This window comes from Microcoleus sp. A003_D6 (assembly GCF_036702825.1).
In the GTDB taxonomy this organism is placed as follows: Bacteria; Cyanobacteriota; Cyanobacteriia; order Cyanobacteriales; family Microcoleaceae; genus Microcoleus.
Genome location: NZ_JAUBWA010000002.1, coordinates 130581 through 147159, shown reverse-complemented (window position 1 = coordinate 147159; position 16579 = coordinate 130581). Strand labels below are relative to the sequence as shown.

Annotated in this window: 17 protein-coding genes; 12 read left to right on the top strand and 5 right to left on the bottom strand. The window is 44.9% G+C overall.

Annotated elements, in window-relative coordinates; all coding sequences use genetic code 11:
• Nucleotides 1–66 precede the first annotated feature (66 nt).
• Both QUB70_RS01440 and QUB70_RS01435 read left to right on the top strand, forming a co-directional pair.
• Nucleotides 67–903: a dienelactone hydrolase family protein gene (locus QUB70_RS01440; RefSeq protein ID WP_332977954.1), complete on the top strand. Its 837-nt coding sequence runs from the start codon at nt 67–69 to the stop codon at nt 901–903.
• A 152-nt stretch (nt 904–1055) separates the two neighbouring features.
• The gene (locus QUB70_RS01435) at nt 1056–1538 is read left to right on the top strand and encodes a flavin reductase family protein (protein WP_332977953.1); all 483 of its coding nucleotides are present in this window, start codon (nt 1056–1058) and stop codon (nt 1536–1538) included.
• A 182-nt stretch (nt 1539–1720) separates the two neighbouring features.
• Here the strand turns inward: QUB70_RS01435 and QUB70_RS01430 are convergent, their stop codons facing one another.
• On the bottom strand, nt 1721–2239 hold the full coding sequence (locus tag QUB70_RS01430) for a pyroglutamyl-peptidase I family protein (protein ID WP_332977952.1): 519 nt from the start codon (nt 2237–2239) through the stop codon (nt 1721–1723).
• Nucleotides 2240–2462: 223 nt separating this feature from the next.
• On the opposite strand from QUB70_RS01430, the gene hisH reads away from it, so the two are divergent.
• The 9 genes from hisH (at nt 2463) to QUB70_RS01385 (ending at nt 10814) form a co-directional block, all read left to right on the top strand.
• The gene (gene hisH, locus QUB70_RS01425; protein WP_332977951.1) at nt 2463–3098 is read left to right on the top strand and encodes an imidazole glycerol phosphate synthase subunit HisH; all 636 of its coding nucleotides are present in this window, start codon (nt 2463–2465) and stop codon (nt 3096–3098) included.
• 203 nt (nt 3099–3301) lie between these two features.
• Entirely contained in the window at nt 3302–3850 is a 549-nt protein-coding gene (gene rsmD / locus QUB70_RS01420; RefSeq protein ID WP_332977950.1) for a 16S rRNA (guanine(966)-N(2))-methyltransferase RsmD, read from the top strand.
• A gap of 473 nt (nt 3851–4323) precedes the next feature.
• On the top strand, nt 4324–5784 hold the full coding sequence (glmM, locus tag QUB70_RS01415) for a phosphoglucosamine mutase (protein ID WP_332977991.1): 1461 nt from the start codon (nt 4324–4326) through the stop codon (nt 5782–5784).
• Nucleotides 5785–5970: 186 nt separating this feature from the next.
• A complete protein-coding gene (gene hpsN, locus QUB70_RS01410; RefSeq protein WP_332977949.1) occupies nt 5971–6945 on the top strand; it encodes a hormogonium polysaccharide biosynthesis glycosyltransferase HpsN in 975 nt (324 codons plus the stop codon).
• A gap of 100 nt (nt 6946–7045) precedes the next feature.
• Complete coding sequence (hpsO, locus tag QUB70_RS01405; protein WP_332977948.1) at nt 7046–8215, top strand: hormogonium polysaccharide biosynthesis glycosyltransferase HpsO; 1170 nt, start codon at nt 7046–7048, stop codon at nt 8213–8215.
• 43 nt (nt 8216–8258) lie between these two features.
• Nucleotides 8259–8606, top strand: a complete 348-nt coding sequence (locus tag QUB70_RS01400) for a hypothetical protein (protein WP_332977947.1) — start codon at nt 8259–8261, stop codon at nt 8604–8606.
• A complete protein-coding gene (locus QUB70_RS01395; protein WP_332977946.1) occupies nt 8603–8782 on the top strand; it encodes a hypothetical protein in 180 nt (59 codons plus the stop codon). The genes QUB70_RS01400 and QUB70_RS01395 overlap by 4 nt, the downstream gene beginning before the upstream one ends.
• A gap of 47 nt (nt 8783–8829) precedes the next feature.
• The gene (gene hpsP, locus QUB70_RS01390; RefSeq protein ID WP_332977945.1) at nt 8830–10041 is read left to right on the top strand and encodes a hormogonium polysaccharide biosynthesis glycosyltransferase HpsP; all 1212 of its coding nucleotides are present in this window, start codon (nt 8830–8832) and stop codon (nt 10039–10041) included.
• A 131-nt stretch (nt 10042–10172) separates the two neighbouring features.
• Nucleotides 10173–10814, top strand: a complete 642-nt coding sequence (locus tag QUB70_RS01385) for a hypothetical protein (protein ID WP_332977944.1) — start codon at nt 10173–10175, stop codon at nt 10812–10814.
• A 569-nt stretch (nt 10815–11383) separates the two neighbouring features.
• Here the strand turns inward: QUB70_RS01385 and QUB70_RS01380 are convergent.
• From QUB70_RS01380 to QUB70_RS01370, 3 genes are all read right to left on the bottom strand, one after another.
• Nucleotides 11384–11944, bottom strand: coding sequence for a TerD family protein (locus QUB70_RS01380; protein WP_332977943.1), 561 nt, complete (start codon nt 11942–11944; stop codon nt 11384–11386).
• Nucleotides 11945–12174: 230 nt separating this feature from the next.
• Nucleotides 12175–12600 carry a DUF4359 domain-containing protein gene (locus QUB70_RS01375; RefSeq protein WP_332977942.1) on the bottom strand — a complete coding sequence of 142 codons (426 nt, stop codon included), beginning with the start codon at nt 12598–12600 and terminating at the stop codon, nt 12175–12177.
• A 267-nt stretch (nt 12601–12867) separates the two neighbouring features.
• Nucleotides 12868–13827, bottom strand: coding sequence for a M48 family metallopeptidase (locus tag QUB70_RS01370; protein ID WP_332977941.1), 960 nt, complete (start codon nt 13825–13827; stop codon nt 12868–12870).
• A gap of 313 nt (nt 13828–14140) precedes the next feature.
• On the opposite strand from QUB70_RS01370, the gene QUB70_RS01365 reads away from it, so the two are divergent.
• On the top strand, nt 14141–14692 hold the full coding sequence (locus tag QUB70_RS01365) for a 1,2-dihydroxy-3-keto-5-methylthiopentene dioxygenase (RefSeq protein WP_332977940.1): 552 nt from the start codon (nt 14141–14143) through the stop codon (nt 14690–14692).
• Between the two features lie 190 nt (nt 14693–14882).
• On the opposite strand, the gene QUB70_RS01360 is transcribed toward QUB70_RS01365, so the two are convergent.
• Nucleotides 14883–16505 carry an NAD(P)/FAD-dependent oxidoreductase gene (locus QUB70_RS01360; protein ID WP_332977939.1) on the bottom strand — a complete coding sequence of 541 codons (1623 nt, stop codon included), beginning with the start codon at nt 16503–16505 and terminating at the stop codon, nt 14883–14885.
• Between the last annotated feature and the right edge of the window lie 74 nt (nt 16506–16579).

Genomic DNA, 16579 nt, shown 5'->3' with positions numbered 1-16579 from the left:
CCAATTCCCAATTCCCAATTCTCAATTCCCCAATCTAAAATCTAAAATCTAAAATCTAAAATCGCCATGACTGATTTAACTCGCAGACAATTTATCACTGTCACCGCATTAAGCGCCGGATTTGCTTTAGCAGTTCATCCTATTGCCGCTGCCGTTATCAATACGGATGCTGCTGGTTTAATAGCAGGTGAGGTAAAAATTCCGGTCAAAGACGGCTCAATTCCAGCATACAGAGCCGTGCCAGCCAGCGGCAGCAATTTTCCAGTAGTTTTAGTAATTCAAGAAATCTTCGGAGTTCACGCACACCTTCAAGATATTTGCCGCCGTTTTGCTAAATTAGGCTATTTGGCGATCGCCCCAGAAATGTTTGCCCGTCAAGGTGATGTTTCTAAAATCACCGACATCCAAGAAATTATTAGTAAAGTTGTCTCGAAAGTTCCTGACGCTCAAGTTATGTCCGATTTAGATGCTACCGTAGAATGGGCACAAAAGTCAGGAAAAGGCAATACTAATAAGTTGGGAATTACAGGATTTTGCTGGGGTGGCAGAATTGTTTGGCTGTACTCTTCCCACAACCCAAAAGTCAAAGCTGGCGCGGCTTGGTACGGGCGTTTGGTTGGCGATTCTACGGCTTTAACTCCCAAACAGCCGATCGACATTGCAGCAACTTTGAAAGTGCCTGTATTGGGGCTTTACGGCGACAAAGACACCTCAATTCCCAACGATACAGTCGAGAAAATGCAGGAAGTTCTCAAAACTGGCAGCAGCGGTTCCGAAATCGTGCTTTATCCAGATGCGCCGCACGGTTTTAACGCCGACTATCGCCCCAGTTACCGGGAAAAAGAAGCTGAGGATGCTTGGAAACGGATGCAAGATTGGTTTAAAAAGTATGGAGTTTCATAGTAGTTGTGAGTTGTTACTTTTCACTTAAAACTGGTGTCAAGTTTGGGATCGAAAAAGGCAATATTAGCGAATAGCCCTTAAGATAGGTAAGTTTGTTGGCCCGACATTGGTAAACTGAGCGGTGTAGAATTATCGATCGAACAGGTAAGCCCGTGCTAGACGAACAAGCTAAAAAGACCATCTTGCGGAAAATCCCTCACGGATTGTACATCTGCGGTGTCAAAGACGGGGAGGAAGTCAACGGTTTCACCGCTAGCTGGGTGATGCAATCTTCCTTTACCCCTCCCTTAGTTGTCAACTGCGTCAAGCAAGACTCTAAATCCCACGCCATGATCGAAGCCAGCGGTGTCTTTGCTTTGAGTTTCCTAGAAGCAGGGCAAAAAGACTTAGCCCAGAAATTCTTCAAGCCGCAGCGCCGCGTTGGCAATAAATTTGAAGATGTAGAATTTTATCCCGGCGAGGAAACTGGTTGTCCGATTATCTCGGATTCTCTGGGTTACATCGAGTGCAAAGTTGTCGGCGCTGTGGAACACGGGGATCACACGGTTTATGTGGGAGAAGTTATCGGTGCAGGGGTTCACCGCGAGGGTTCTCCGTTGCTGTTAGAAACCACTGGTTGGAATTACGGCGGTTAAAGACTTGGCAATTGGTAAGCTGTTGCGCAAATAAACTGCATATTCGGGGCGGGCTAGAAGCCCACCCCACAAGAGTTAGATTATTTTTTGACATACAGTTTTCGCGATCGACCTCAAAAACTGGGTTTCTATGAGTTTTGGCGATGAGTAACGAAAAATATTCGTAGAAAGAACCCCGGTTTCTAATCCTTGCGTGTAGTTAGGCGGTGCATAATTAATAAAAAATCGGCGACAATCTTGTCGGTGTTTTCGGAAGTTAAAATGGGGACGTGGACGAAAATACATTTAGTGGTAAGTTGATCATCGCAAATATGCTTTAAAATTGCATAATAGAGGGCTTCACAAACATATTTCCCGGCTTCGTGACTGATTTCTGTGGCGGCTAAATCAGCGACTAGCGGTTCGAGATTAACTGCTGTTTTTAGCATATCTGTATCGCAGCAAGCGCAGGATTCTATGGTTAATTTTTGTCTGCTTTCTGCCATGCCGCAGCAGATAATTATATCTGGTTGGAGTTGGTTGATTTGGGCGATCGCCAAATTCGGCGCTTCCTGAAAATCTACTGGCAATTTCCTCAAAAAAGTCAGAGAATCAGGCAAAGATTTTATCTGGGAAATCTTGGCTAATAAGTCGTCCGAAGAGTTGGATTGCTGATGCGGCAGCCAAGTGTCAAATGAGGTCAGCAGGATTTTGGTATTCATATCATTTGCGGTAAATTAACGTGCATAAAATATTGTCGGTGGGTTGGGGCGGGTTTCTGAATTCTCGGGTTTTACGGCAGAGATATGGGTGAACCCGCCCCTACGAACCTCGAATTGGGAAATAAGAAATTGAAAATTAATCTGACTGATGACTGATGACTGATGACTACTAACTAATTGTATGCAATAATACTGATATTGATAATATAAGGCAAGTAAGTCAATGTCTGTCATTGCAGTAGTGGACTATGACATGGGCAATCTGCACTCGGTCTGTAAAGGCTTAGAAAATGTGGGTGCAGTGCCAAAAATTACAGATTCTCCTGCTATAATCGAGCAGGCTGATGCGGTGGTTTTGCCGGGAGTTGGTTCGTTTGACCCGGCAATGCAGAATTTACGATCGCGCCATTTGATAGAACCGATAAAAAGTGCGATCGCCTCGGGAAAACCTTTTTTAGGCATTTGTTTGGGTTTGCAAATTCTGTTTGAAAGTTCCGAAGAAGGCGTAGAACCGGGATTGGGGGTTATTGCGGGAAAAGTGCGCCGATTTGCGTCGGAACCGGGTTTGACAATTCCCCACATGGGATGGAATCAATTGCAATTTACTCAGCCGAATTTGCCGCTGTGGCAAAATTTACCGTCCGATCCTTGGGTTTATTTCGTGCATTCTTATTATGTCGATCCGGTGGAGTTGGAAGTGCGATCGGCAATTGTGACTCACGGCAGTCAAAACGTGACGGCGGCTATAGCTAAAGACAATCTGATGGCCGTGCAATTTCACCCGGAAAAGTCTTCGAGTACGGGATTGCAAATGCTGTCAAATTTTGTCAGTCTGGTGAGGGAAAAAGTACCTGCTTAGATGGCCTGAATATTGAAAAACCCGGTAGATTGCCGAAACCGGGTTTGACACTTTTAAAAGTCTTATTCCTTCTTCCTTCTTGCCTCTTCCTTCTTCCTGACATCCGTTACATCCGTTACATCCGTTACATCCGTTACAGAATCCGTTGCCGAACTTCCTTCATCCTTCTTCCCTCTTCCTTCTTCCTTCTTCCTTCTTCCTAAATGAGTTTAAGAATCAGTGGTAATCGCCAAATCAAAACCCTGCCGGGACTCGCAACTCGCCCTACACCTTCGCGAGTCAGAGAAGCATTATTTAATATTTGGCAAGGGACGATCGCAAATTGCAGATGGCTTGACATTTGTACCGGCAGCGGTTCGATGGGTGCAGAAGCTTTGTGTCGTCAAGCCGCGAGTGTCACCGGCATCGAACAGTCGGCGAAAGCTTGTGCGATTATCCGCGAAAACTGGGAGAAAATAGCAGACTCGTCCCAAACATTCCAAATACTGCGGGGAAACGCGACGGCGAAATTGGCGGCACTAGCGGGGCAGCAGTTCGATCGCATTTACTTCGATCCGCCCTACGCCAGCGACTTGTACGAACCTGTGTTAAACACGATCGCCAGCCAAGAAATGCTAGCACCTGACGGGGAAATCGCGATCGAACACAGCCCGGAGCGATCGGCACAAGCGATTTCCGGTCTAGAAATTTGCCGCCAGAAAGTATACGGCAATACAGCATTAACCTTCTATACCCCAATACGGTTCGGATAAGAAGACCGGGCGGTTGAAACCGCGTCTATACAAACAAAACCCGCCTCCGCGGGTTGAAGAACGGGCAGTGAAAATTACATTTTATGTTCTTTTCTTCAGTCCGCGGAGGCGGACTTCGTTTGTGTAGACGCGGTTTCAACCGCCGTCTTATCTGTTGGCCGCGGAGGCGGACTTCGTTTGTGTAGACGCGGTTTCAACCGCCGTCTTATCTGTTGGCTGCGGAGGCGGACTTCGTTTGTGTAGACGCGGTTTCAACCGCCGTCTTATCTGTTGGCTGTTGGCGCGCCCGGACTCCAAGTTTTTCCCTTGAGTACAATACAAATTTTTCCGATGAAGTTAAGCTTTGTGCGTAGGTTGTCAGAGCAAGTTGCTTGAGCAATCGACGAAATAAATGTAGTTTACGCTGAAAATAAAGACTTTCAGTTGTAACATGAACCCAAAGTGTGAGTGTGAATATTCCTAAAGGAGTGAATATGGTTCAGACACCTTCGCGCCCTCGTGGCAGCGAGTTTCCGGCTGTTAACTCGGTACAGCCAGCCAAACGGGATACGATTCTGCTGGGAGATAGCCTCTCCCTGCCAAATACCAAACTCTTCGGCACAGACGGCATTCGCGGGAAAGTTGGAGAATTGCTGAATGCACCCCTAGCCCTGCAAGTGGGCTTCTGGGCTGGACAAGTTCTACGCCAACATTCCCCCAACCAGGGGCCTGTGATTTTGGGGCAAGACAGCAGGAATTCCAGCGATATGCTGGCAATGGCACTGTCAGCGGGTTTGACAGCCGCCGGTTTGGAAGTGTGGAATTTGGGATTGTGTCCCACTCCCTGCGTTGCTTATCTGGCAAGCATTTCGGAGTCGGTCGGCGGAGTGATGATTTCGGCTTCTCACAATCCCCCAGAAGACAACGGCATTAAATTTTTCGGATCGAACGGGTCGAAGCTGTCGCAGCAGTTGCAGGAACAAATCGAAGCGGGAATCCGGGGGGCAAAGGTTCCGGTTGCTAGCTTGGCTTGGGGACACCACTACCATCGGTCTGAGTTGGTTAAAGATTATGCCACTTCCCTCTGTGATTCGCTGCAACAGATGAATTTGGAGGGAATGCGGATAGTTTTGGATTTGGCTTGGGGGGCGGCTGCGGGTTTGGCGCCGGCGGTTTTCGCGCAAATGGGTGCGGATGTGATCTGTTTGCACGACTCTCCTGATGGATCTCGCATTAATGTTAACTGCGGTTCTACTCATCTCGACAGTTTGCAAGCGGCGGTTTTGGAACACGATGCCGATTTGGGATTTGCTTTTGACGGCGATGCCGATCGAGTTTTGGGTGTTGACAACAAAGGTCGATCGATTGACGGCGATTACATTCTTTATCTGTGGGGCCGGCAGTTGCGCGACTCCCAACAGTTACCGTCCAATTTAATTATTTCTACTGTAATGGCTAACCTCGGCTTCGAGCGAGCTTGGGAAGAATTGGGCGGCAAACTAACTAGAACGAACGTGGGAGATCAGTACGTTCACGCTGAAATGCAGCGCACCGGTGCGATGTTGGGCGGCGAACAGTCGGGACACATTCTTTGTCCGCATTACGGTATCAGCGGCGACGGTTTGCTGACAGCTTTGCATATGGCTTCGCTGGTGCGCCAGTCCGGGGAATCTTTAGCACAATTGGTAAGCGGCAGTTTCCAAACTTATCCGCAGTTGCTGCGAAATATTCGGGTGGACGATCGCGAAAAACGCCTGAAATGGCACGAGTGCGAGGCAATGCAAAGTGCGATCGAACGTGCTACAACAGCAATGGGCGAACAGGGACGGATTTTGGTTCGCGCTTCTGGCACTGAACCGCTAATTCGAGTTATGGTGGAAGCGGCCAGCGCCGAATTGGCTAATTTCTGGACTGAAAATTTAGTTTTAGCCGTTCAGCAGCACATAGCTATCTGATGGAAATGGGGAATTGCTAAAACTTTTGAATTTTGAGTTTTGAGTTTTGAGTTTAAATCCTTTAATTCAAAATTCAGAAATCAAAATTTCTAACTATTAATTTCGAGTTTTAATCAACTTCTCCAAAAATAACGAGTGGGGCCGGCATCCTGCCTGCCCTTAACTTTATTTTCACTCAATTGTGTGATGATGATTTCTGTTGTGATACCCACCTACAACCGCGAGCAACCTCTGCGAGAGACATTGGCTGACGCGATCCGGCAAAATTACCCAAATTTTGAAGTGCTGGTAATCGATCAAACTCGCACCCACGACTCGGAAACTCAAGTTTATTTAGAGGAATTGGCAAATGCTGGCCAAATTCGGTGGTTTCGGGTAGATTGGGCGAGTTTGCCGGGAGCTCGAAATTATGCAGTGCGGCGCGCAGTTGGAGAGATTATTTTATTTATTGATGATGATGTAAAATTGCCAGATGGTTTTTTGGCGGCTCACGCTGGCAACTATTTAGAAAAACCCGATGTGGGATGTGTGGCGGGCAGGGTTTTTGACAGAATGAAATTGGATCTTTCTGGAGGCGATTTGGCGATCGAATATTTGCCCTCAGAAGCGATGGATGCGGGCATTGCGTGGTATTTTATCGATTTGGTGCATACAGTAAAACCGCAGCAGGTGCTCTCGGCTAGAGGCTGCAATATGTCATTTCGCTCCTCAGTTTTTGTCGAGTGCGGGCTGAGGTTTGACGAGCGGTTTGCAGGCAGTGCGGTGCGGGAGGAGTCGGATTTTTGTTTGAGATTGCGATCGACTGGCATGAAAATTTGGTACGATCCCAATGCCTGTTTAGTTCACTTGGGGGAAGAGAGCGGCGGGTGTCACGATGTCAGCACGCGATCGATCGAATATCAAATCACATTTTATCACAACCATTTCCTGATGGGATTGAAAAATTTAACAGCCTTTGAATGCCTGCGATTTTTCGCCAAACTCTTTGACTGCCACGTTTTGGGAAATCCACCTTGCTATAAAAGCCGATCGCCCATTAAAATAATCGTTCGATTTACTTTTTATCTCCTCGGTTTTATCAGTGCCATCAATACATTAATTCAATCTCTGTGGAATGATGGACAAAGTTATAGCCATCAAGACAAGATTAACGCTCAATAATTGTTATTCCCAATTCCCAATGCCCAATGCCCCATTCCCCATGCCCCATTCCCCATGCCCCATTCCCCATTCCCTATTCCCCATTCCCCATTCCCAATAAATGAGAATCCTCGTTGCCAGCCACACCTATATTGTGGAAATAAATCGGGAAAAATTCAAGATATTAGCAAACCTAGAACCCGATATTGAAGTAACAGTTGTAGTGCCGCAGCGTTGGAAACCCGGAGGCATACAAAATAAAACTATAGAAACGCAATTCTATCAAGAAGGCTCATTTAAAGTAGTCCCAGTCTCCAACTTTAGCCAAAACAACCAAGGATTGCTGACTTTTGGCACAGATTTAATTGAACTTTTGCAAAAATTTAGACCGCAGATTATCCAAGTCGAACAAGGTTCAAAATCTATCGCTTGCGCTCAGTTAATTTTACTAAATAAACTGCTCAAATTAAAAGCAAAAAATATATTATTTACCTGGTGGAATCTGCCTTATAAATTGAATTGGCCTGTTTCAGTCTTAGAAAATTACAATCTTCAGCACACAGACGGAATTATTGCAGGCAACCTAGATGGAGCTAAAATTTTGCGGCAGCGGGGCTATCAAGGTGCGGTGAAAGTAATGCCACAACTCGGAGTAGATGAAACTTTGTTTCGCCGCAGCGGTAAAGACGCTGATTTATCGCGCAGGTTCGGCATTCAACCGACCGATTTTGTGGTAGGATTTGTAGGGCGGTTTGTAGAAGAAAAAGGACTGTTAACTTTAGCTTCTGCTTTGGCAGGATTGAAAAAAAGCTCTTGGAAGTGGCTGTTAGTAGGACAAGGAAAATTGCGGACGCAACTCGCCGAAAAATGTATTGAATGGGGAATTAGCGACCGAATAATCTGGGTAGAAAGCGTTTCCCACGAGGAAATACCCCCCTACATTAACTTAATGAATTGTTTGGTATTGCCCTCGCAAACCAGCTATAAATTCAAAACTTTGACCGCTGTGGGCTGGAAAGAACAATTCGGTCATGTTTTAATCGAAGCGATGGCCTGTCAAATTCCGGTTATTGGTTCCGACTGCGGGGAAATTCCGCACGTCATCGGCGATGCGGGGTTGGTATTCCCCGAAGGAAATGCAGGGGTTTTGCGAGAGTGTTTGCAGCAATTGATGGAGCGGCGGGAGTTGGCTGCTGATTTGGGCGATCGGGGTTATCATAGAGCGATGAGCAATTATACAAATCAAGCTTTAGCGGAGCAGTTGTTGGAATTTTACAAAGAATTGTTGTAACTTGTAGCAGTATAATGCAAGTGTTAAATAAAAACTGTGGTAAATGTCTATTCCTTCCGACATACGACCTTTGGTAGACGAACTCTACCAGGTGCTACACGATACCGAACGCCAAGCAACGCAGGGACTTTTTGCACTTAGAAGAGCAATGTCTCTTTTTCCCCAGAATGAAATACTGATGCAATATTTTTCTTCCATCACCAATTTTCAATTCAACGTAGCAGGTACTCGCTTACAAGCCGAGCACATTGTGGGCAATGTATTAATGGCTGGTGTGCCCGATGAAGATGTTCAAAAAGCAGGAGATTATTTAGCAGCCTTGCTACAGATGGCTCCTGAATCGAGAATTATGATTGACAAAGTAGTTGAGAGATTAGAAGCATTGCCATGAAACAATTACCAGATGAAAGCCTACTCCTGGAAATCCTTGAAATTGTGAAAGCTGCGGAAGCAAAAGCCAGTGAAATGTATGAATTTTCCAAGACAATGGCTCACAATACCCAAATTACAGCAACAAAGAGAGAGGAAGCTGAACAGCTAGACGGGCAGCCTTTTGCAGATAATTAAATTTGTAATGGGAGATGTTGGTATGTGGATTTAAATAACTATCCCTGATGCGGATTCTCCAAATTATCCCCTCAATTTCCTTGGTATACGGCGGCCCAAGTCAAATGGTACTCGGACTTTCTGCGGCCCTCGCAGCAAAAAACATTGATGTCACCATTATCACCACAGATTCTAACGGAGATATCGGTCAACTTCCTTTAGATGTTCCTCTAAATCAACCAATACAACAAAACGGTTATCAGATTATTTATTTCCGCTGTTATCCCTGGCGCCGATATAAATTTTCACTCTCGTTATTGCAGTGGTTAAATGAAAATGCGCGACAATTTGACCTGGCTCACATTCACGCTCTTTTTTCGCCAGTAACTACCCTCGCTGCTACAATTGCTAGATATCACAAGTTGCCATATATTATGCGTCCCTGCGGTATGCTTGACCCCGCCGATTTGCAGAAAAAAAAGCGCTTGAAACAGATTTATGCCACGCTTTTAGAAGGCCCTAATTTAGCAGGCGCTGCCGCAATTCATTTCACAAGTAAAGAAGAGGCTAAAATCTCAGAAAGATTTGGTTTGGGTAGGACAGGCAAGATGCCTGTGCCACGGGATTTGGACTTCACAGGCAAGATGCCTGTGCCACGGGATTTGGTGATTCCATTGGGGGTGACAGCAGGTTTCTTTCCTAAGAGATTGCGAGAATCTCAAGTGCCAATCATTTTATTTATGTCGCGAATTGAACCTAAAAAAGGGCTTAATTTGCTAATTCCAGCTTTAGAAAGTATTTTAGGCTCGGGGATAGAGTTTCACTTTATTTTAGCTGGTTCAAATCCCCAAGATGCTGATTATGAAACACAAATTAAAGTACAAATTCATAATTCCAGCTTAGCAAAATACACAACAATCACTGGCTTTGTTAGTGGCGATCCAAAAGTTGAACTATTGACAAAAGCAGACTTATTTGTATTGCCTTCTTATTACGAAAACTTTGGCATTGCTGTAGCAGAAGCGATGGTCGCGGGTGTACCTGTCGCCATTTCCGATCGCATACATATTGCGGAAGACATACAGCAAGCAGAGGCTGGTTGGGTGGGGCCTTTGGAAGTAGGGGCGATCGCCAATTCAATCAAATCAGCACTTCTGAACCCACAGGAACGCAAGCGGCGGGGATTGAACGGCAAAGAGTATGCGAGAAAGTATTATAACTGGGAGGCGATCGCCCGACAAACCATCGATGCTTACCAGCAGATTTTGTCATCTAAGTAAGTTCCGTTACCAACTCATTAGTAATACAGCGGTTCCCGCTGTAATGCGGTACACTTAATTAATCCTCAACTTTTAAGAAATTGGGAAAGTTAATTGCTGCTACTGTACCTCATAAGAGCGGGAACTGCTGTATGTCTATACTCACACAAACTCTGGAAAAAATTGTTGATTGGCTGCGAGTTAATGACCCTGAATCAATTGCTGAGTTACGCCCGGGTTTGACCGACCAAGAAATTGAAAAAATAACTCAAAATCTTCCCTTGCTTTTTCATACTACAAATTTGACCGAGCAAGAAATTGAACAATCTCTTCCCTTAATTCTTCCGTGGGAAGTACGAGAAATTTACCACTACTGCAATGGAGAGATTGCGCTAACACCTTCTTTATTTTTAGAACCCTTGGAGAAAGCTATTGAAAACACTTGCTATGGCGAATGGATGAGAGGAAACAAGATTTCTTCTTCTAGCCATATACTTCCTCTTTTTCATGGAGACGGGAAAAATTTCTATTATGTCATTGGCGATTCAGCAAACAAATCTCCAGTTTGGTGCGTATATGTCGGAGAAGCTCCTAGAATGTATGCTGCTAGTTTAACTAGCTTAATATTAAGCACTTGGGAATGTTATGAAACGGGGGTTTATTATATGTATTTTGATGAAGAATCTGGTTATTCTTATGTAGAGGACGATGACAATTCAGAAAAAGCTGAGGAAATTTTCCAAAAGTACAATCCCGAACAGATGGATGATTGGAGATATTTTAACAGAGATTAACAACTTGAACGGATTGATTTAAAATAGAGTAAAGATAAGCTTAGCAGTCACTAAATAATCTTTACCTATATTTTATCAAAGGGTTTTTATCATGGTAGTATTAACAAACGCATTGGAGCGCATCTTAAAGGGGATGCAAAAATATGATGCACCAATAGCTTCTCTTTTACAACCCGGACTAAGTTTTTGGGAAATTGAATAAAAGGTGAGAGTATTACCATTTCGTTTACCTCAAGAAGTTTATGAACTTTACCAATGGAGAAACGGGCTTATACAGGGGGCGCGAGGATGGAGCCAAGGTTGGGGAGGGCATGATTTTTATAACTTAGATTTTCTCATCAAAAACTACTTTGATTCGATAAATTACTCTGAAAAATGCGCGGCCCTCGATAATGATAGTTGACTGTAGGGTGCGTCGCTATCAGATGTTCACTCTTTCTTTGTAGATTCTCGATTGCGACGCACCTTACCATACGATTAAACCGCTCTTGACGCAAAGCAAGAGAAGAGAAAGATGAATAATTCCGATGTCAACGGATTTGATATAATTCAGAAATATTATTACTACTTTAGCTGCAATACTTATCAACAAAACTCTGCAATCCTGCCTGATATCCTGCTCCTACCGCCTGAAATCTCCACTCTCCATTCTTTCTATACAAACGACCAAATTCTACAGCCGTCTCTCCCGAAAATTTTTCTTTTAATTCATACCGAACAAGTTCGCTTCCTGTATCCAAATTGCTAATTTTGATAAAAGCATTCTTGATATTGCTAAAACTTGCATTAATTTTATCGGCTTCGTCAATAGTGACAACAAAAGTTATTTCCTCAATTTCAGGATTAACTCTTTCTAAGATAACGCCGTAAATCGTCTTATTCTCTTGACCTGGGTTGTTTTTTTCAGGAATCGATTGCAGTACCGAACTGTCATAGGATTGCAGATTATTGTAAAAGATAAAATATTTATCGTTAGGTATTTTGCCGTCAGCACCTAGCATAAACGCAGAGACATCAATCTCGTAGCTTTGTCCTGCCTCTGTCACCTGCCAACCGAGGGCGATCGCCATTTTTTTTAAACCAGGCGCTTCTTGAGAGATATTAAATCTTTCACCCTTACTTAATTGCATTGCCATCTGCTTATTTGTTAAAAATTAAACTTTAATGTTCATGTTAATATTAAGTGGCACGATAACTTTTTATTTTTAATAAAACTTAATATTATGGTTTTGATACCGGGCTTGATTAAAAATATCTCCGGCCTGTATCCGAATTTATTTACATTTTATTAGAGAGAATTACTGAGCAAAAACCGGGCTTTCTACAAAACCCGGTTTCTACAATTAAACTTAATTTGACATTAGTTTTGAGGGTTTTCCGAACTAGGTGGCAAGGTAACAAAGTTACCAAAAGCTCCAACAGTTTGATAGCTTTTTTGACCTAATTCAGTTGTGTAAATACTGACCACACCTAAATTTTGACGCTGCGTTGTATTGTCGAGCAAGCTTTCGATCGTGTCCCGCTGCGAAGTCAGTAAATTCTTGCAACTGCCGATCAAAGTATCTGCAACGCCACTCAAAGCTTTCGGCACGCGAGAATCCTTGCACACAGTGCTTTCCAACTCGGTTTGGAGTACGCCGGAAGCATAAGTTAGGTATTTGTCTCTCCCAGGATTTGTAAATCCCATACCGGCGGCTAGAAGAGTCAGGGCGATCGCAACTTTTCCCACATTGCCGAAAAAATTAGAGGTTGACTTGTTAGCATTCATTGGTTTATCAATAATCATTTTTTTTAGCCCCGTTGATTTATAAGCTTCTCTTGATTTAAACTACACCTTCTCAGAAACAGATTTCCGAAAGGAGAGGACAGTTTTTAGATTGGAGGCGAGTTGCGAGTAAGTCTCTGTCTTCCCCACCTTCCTTTTACCTTCCTCCCTGCCGCAAATCCGCTAAATTTCCCAAATAATACCAATTCTGAAAAGTAGGGACACGGCAATGTCGTGTCCCTACGGTTCTGGTTACTAAACTCTTCCTAGTGACGAGAAACTGACATTTCACTGCGATTTGCGCCGATCGATCTCCCGCTGCAACTCTTCAATCTGACGGCGCAAAGCCTCCGTCTCGCTGTTAGGCGCTTGGGACTGCACATCAACCGCACCTTCAGCTACAGCCCGCTTGTAGTTCCCCAGCTTAATTTGGCGGTATTCCTCAGAACTTGCCCAGTCTCGCAAATACCTCAGCCGTTCCACCGGGAAAGGGTGACTCAGCATCACGCCTTGGCCGCCGTTGTAAAGTAAAAATTTATACACTTGGTTGAGATTGTCTCGATCGAGCTCTTGATAGTTATCAGACTGGCGGATAAATTCTTGCAAACTGCATTCGCTAGCATATTTACTGCTAACTCCCGCAAGTTTCATCATCGTATTCATCACACTGTTCAAGTCATCCGTCACCAACAAAGCCGCCCGGTCTGCCGACAATTCAGCCTTGCGCCGCCACTCGTAAAAAGCGTAAATTAAACCGCTGCCGACCATATTTCCCAGCCCGAAAGTCATCTCGCCAATTGTCGATGCAACGCTCATCGCCCACATCGCCATTTGATTTAAAGTTGGATGACCGCATTTAATGTGTCCCAACTCGTGAGCCAAGACTACCCTAATTTCCGCCTCTTCCAACAAGTCTAAAAGACCAGTGTTTAATACTACATAAGGCTGGTTTTTCCCCAAGGCATAACTGTTAACTGAGGGATTTTGAGAAACAAACAAACCCGGTTCTGGAAAAACATCTAAAGCCTGCACGCACTCCCGAAATATATGATAAATGCTGGCATATTGGCGCGGGCCGACTTGAATGCTATTTCCCATTAGGTAAACGAATTGCGGTCGTTCGTAGACAAATTCTACAAATTTGCTGGCAATTAAGTCAAATCCAGGTACGCTCCGCAATGCTGCTTCGGCTTGCCGATCGAGGGGATGCTGAAATGCTTCGCTAGAAATTCCAGTATAAGTAGGCATAGTTGTTGCAAAAGTTACATTTAAGATATCAGTATGGCCGATCGCTGCGGGTGCTAGCTGACGCCTGACTTATCAATATTATTGTGACAAATATTGAACTCTTGTGGAACAGGCATCTTGCCTGTTCAAATTGTGGAACAGGCATCTTGCCTGTTCAAATTGTGGAACAGGCATCTTGCCTGTTCAAATTGTGGAACAGGCATCTTGCCTGTTCAAATTAGCGTTAAAATTGTGATTCTGGTACAAGTGCGATCGACAAACATCTATCAAAGTGCCTGTGTATCGCCTCACCCAAAAATTGGAACGTGCAAAAATGGCTATCCTGCAACTCGAAAACGGTACAACCTACACTCAATTAAGCGACATTGCGCGCGAACTCGCTCCTTTAAACATTCAACTCAACCGCTGGCCCGTGGGTGACAGCGCTGAAATTCGGGAATTGCTAGCCAAAGATGCTATTGACGACAATCAAAAAGAACAACTGCTGCAAGCCCTCGACGGCTACTTTCAACAACTCCAGGAAACCGCAGGCTATCAATCGCGAGACTTAATCGTACTGCACCCAGACATTCCCAACCTCGACACCATGCTGTCCAAATTCAACAAATGCCACATCCACGCCGAGGATGAAGTCCGCTATATCGTAGCAGGCGAGGGAATTTTTGGCTTCGTGCGGCCCGACGGCAGCCAAGTCGAACTCACAGTGCAGCCGGAAGAATTTATCAACGTGCCGGCGAATACAGAACACTGGTTTTATTTGACAGCAGCGCGGAAAATTAAAGCGGTGCGCTATTTTACCACGACAGTCGGCTGGACGCCTGAGTATACCGATACGGAAATTCGATCGCGCTTAGCTGCTGTTTGAAAAGGTTCGCAGCATCGGACTTTAGTCCTCATCCATCACGCTTGACTAAAGTCCAAACGATCGAATCAATTTATTTTATTGTGGTTGTGCGATCGGACTTCAAATTATCTGCGTTAATCAGCGTCAATCTGCCTTACATCTGCGGTTTACCGGCTCTATCAAAGATTTATGCAATAAGTCTAATGCCGCCTCAAACTTTGTGATTTGAAGATTGCAAAATACTCAAAGCAACCGCCTCCGCCACCTTAATCCCATCAATCCCCGCCGACAGGATTCCACCCGCATATCCCGCACCTTCCCCAGCAGGATAAAGACCTTCTGTATTTAAACTTTGATAATCTTCCTTGCGTTTAATCCGAATCGGTGAAGAAGTGCGCGTTTCCACCCCAGTCAAAACCGCATCATCCATCGCAAATCCTTTAATCTGTTTGTCAAAAGCCGGAAGTGCTTCGCGGATAGCTGCGATCGCATAATCTGGCAAACTTTCGCTCAAATCAGTCATCACAACTCCCGGCGTATAAGAGGGCTGCACAGCGCCTAGCACCGTGGAAGGGCGATTCGCCAAAAAATCCCCCACAAGCTGCCCAGGGGCGCTGTAAGTGCCACCTCCTAACTCAAATGCCCGTTCTTCTAAGCGACGTTGAAACTCAATTCCCGCCAAAGGATGACCCGGATAATCCTCCGGCGTAATCCCCACAACAATCCCGCTGTTAGCATTGCGTTCATTGCGAGAATATTGACTCATCCCATTAGTAACAAGTCGCCCCGGTTCTGACGCAGCCGCTACTACCAAACCACCGGGACACATACAGAAACTGTACACAGAACGACCATTTTCGCAATGGTGAACCAGTTTGTAATCGGCCGCGCCCAAAAGCTTGTGGCCAGCCCGATCGCCAAAACGACAGCGATCGATGATAGTTTGGGGATGTTCCACCCGAAAACCAATAGAAAAAGGTTTTGCTTCGATGTAAACCCCGCGCGAAAACAACATTTCAAAAGTATCGCGGGCGCTGTGTCCCACCGCCAGAACTATATAATTAGTAGCAATATATTCTCCATTCGCGAGGGTAACTCCCTGCACTTTTCCATTTTCGATGTGGATATCTTCTACACGAGTTTGAAACCGAATTTCTCCGCCTAATGATTCTATTTGGGCGCGAATACTTTGGACAATTCCCACCAGTTTGAACGTGCCAATATGCGGCTTATTAATATATAAAATTTCCGGTGAAGCTCCCGCATTCACAAGTTCCGCCAACACTTTCCGTCCATAATGCTGAGGATCTTTAACTTGGCTGTATAGTTTGCCATCGGAAAAAGTACCCGCACCACCTTCGCCAAACTGGGCGTTAGATTCTGGATTGAATTCTGCTTTTTTCTTCCAAAATCCAAAAGTATCAACCGTGCGATCGCGCACAGCTTTTCCGCGTTCTAAAAGGATAGGGCGAAACCCCATTTGTGCCAGCATCAGACCTGCAAACATCCCGCAAGGCCCTGTGCCAATCACAATGGGACGGCGAATCGTCAAATTGGTGGGTGCTTGGGCTACAAAGCGATAACTCGTGTCTGGTGTTACCATCACATGAGGGTCTTTTTTGAAGCGTTGGAGAAGTTGCTTTTCCTGTGTCGTCTCTACATCGACAATATAGACAAGGAGGATTTCTGCTTTTTTACGAGCATCGTAGCTGCGCTTGCAGATGGAATAGCCGAGCAATTCTTCGGGGGGAATTTGCAGCTTTTTGAGAATGGCGCTGACGATCGCATCTTGAGGATGATCTAGGGGGAGTTTTATTTCGGTTATTCTTAACATATAGCAGAGAGAATTTCGGCAACAGATTGGGTAACGGATTTAACTGAGATGTTGCACCATTCTCAAGAACAGGC

Excerpts from the sequence above, each read along its gene's own strand:
- rsmD (WP_332977950.1), top strand. The coding sequence starts at position 3,302 with ATGAGTTTAAGAATCAGTGGTAATCGCCAAATCAAAACCCTGCCGGGA.
- QUB70_RS01370 (WP_332977941.1), bottom strand. The coding sequence starts at position 13,827 with ATGCCTACTTATACTGGAATTTCTAGCGAAGCATTTCAGCATCCCCTC.
- QUB70_RS01375 (WP_332977942.1), bottom strand. The coding sequence starts at position 12,600 with ATGATTATTGATAAACCAATGAATGCTAACAAGTCAACCTCTAATTTT.
- glmM (WP_332977991.1), top strand. The coding sequence starts at position 4,324 with ATGGTTCAGACACCTTCGCGCCCTCGTGGCAGCGAGTTTCCGGCTGTT.
- QUB70_RS01400 (WP_332977947.1), top strand. The coding sequence starts at position 8,259 with ATGTCTATTCCTTCCGACATACGACCTTTGGTAGACGAACTCTACCAG.
- QUB70_RS01360 (WP_332977939.1), bottom strand. The coding sequence starts at position 16,505 with ATGTTAAGAATAACCGAAATAAAACTCCCCCTAGATCATCCTCAAGAT.
- hisH (WP_332977951.1), top strand. The coding sequence starts at position 2,463 with ATGTCTGTCATTGCAGTAGTGGACTATGACATGGGCAATCTGCACTCG.
- QUB70_RS01440 (WP_332977954.1), top strand. The coding sequence starts at position 67 with ATGACTGATTTAACTCGCAGACAATTTATCACTGTCACCGCATTAAGC.
- hpsN (WP_332977949.1), top strand. The coding sequence starts at position 5,971 with ATGATGATTTCTGTTGTGATACCCACCTACAACCGCGAGCAACCTCTG.
- hpsO (WP_332977948.1), top strand. The coding sequence starts at position 7,046 with ATGAGAATCCTCGTTGCCAGCCACACCTATATTGTGGAAATAAATCGG.
- QUB70_RS01385 (WP_332977944.1), top strand. The coding sequence starts at position 10,173 with ATGTCTATACTCACACAAACTCTGGAAAAAATTGTTGATTGGCTGCGA.
- QUB70_RS01365 (WP_332977940.1), top strand. The coding sequence starts at position 14,141 with ATGGCTATCCTGCAACTCGAAAACGGTACAACCTACACTCAATTAAGC.
- QUB70_RS01380 (WP_332977943.1), bottom strand. The coding sequence starts at position 11,944 with ATGCAATTAAGTAAGGGTGAAAGATTTAATATCTCTCAAGAAGCGCCT.
- QUB70_RS01430 (WP_332977952.1), bottom strand. The coding sequence starts at position 2,239 with ATGAATACCAAAATCCTGCTGACCTCATTTGACACTTGGCTGCCGCAT.
- hpsP (WP_332977945.1), top strand. The coding sequence starts at position 8,830 with ATGCGGATTCTCCAAATTATCCCCTCAATTTCCTTGGTATACGGCGGC.
- QUB70_RS01395 (WP_332977946.1), top strand. The coding sequence starts at position 8,603 with ATGAAACAATTACCAGATGAAAGCCTACTCCTGGAAATCCTTGAAATT.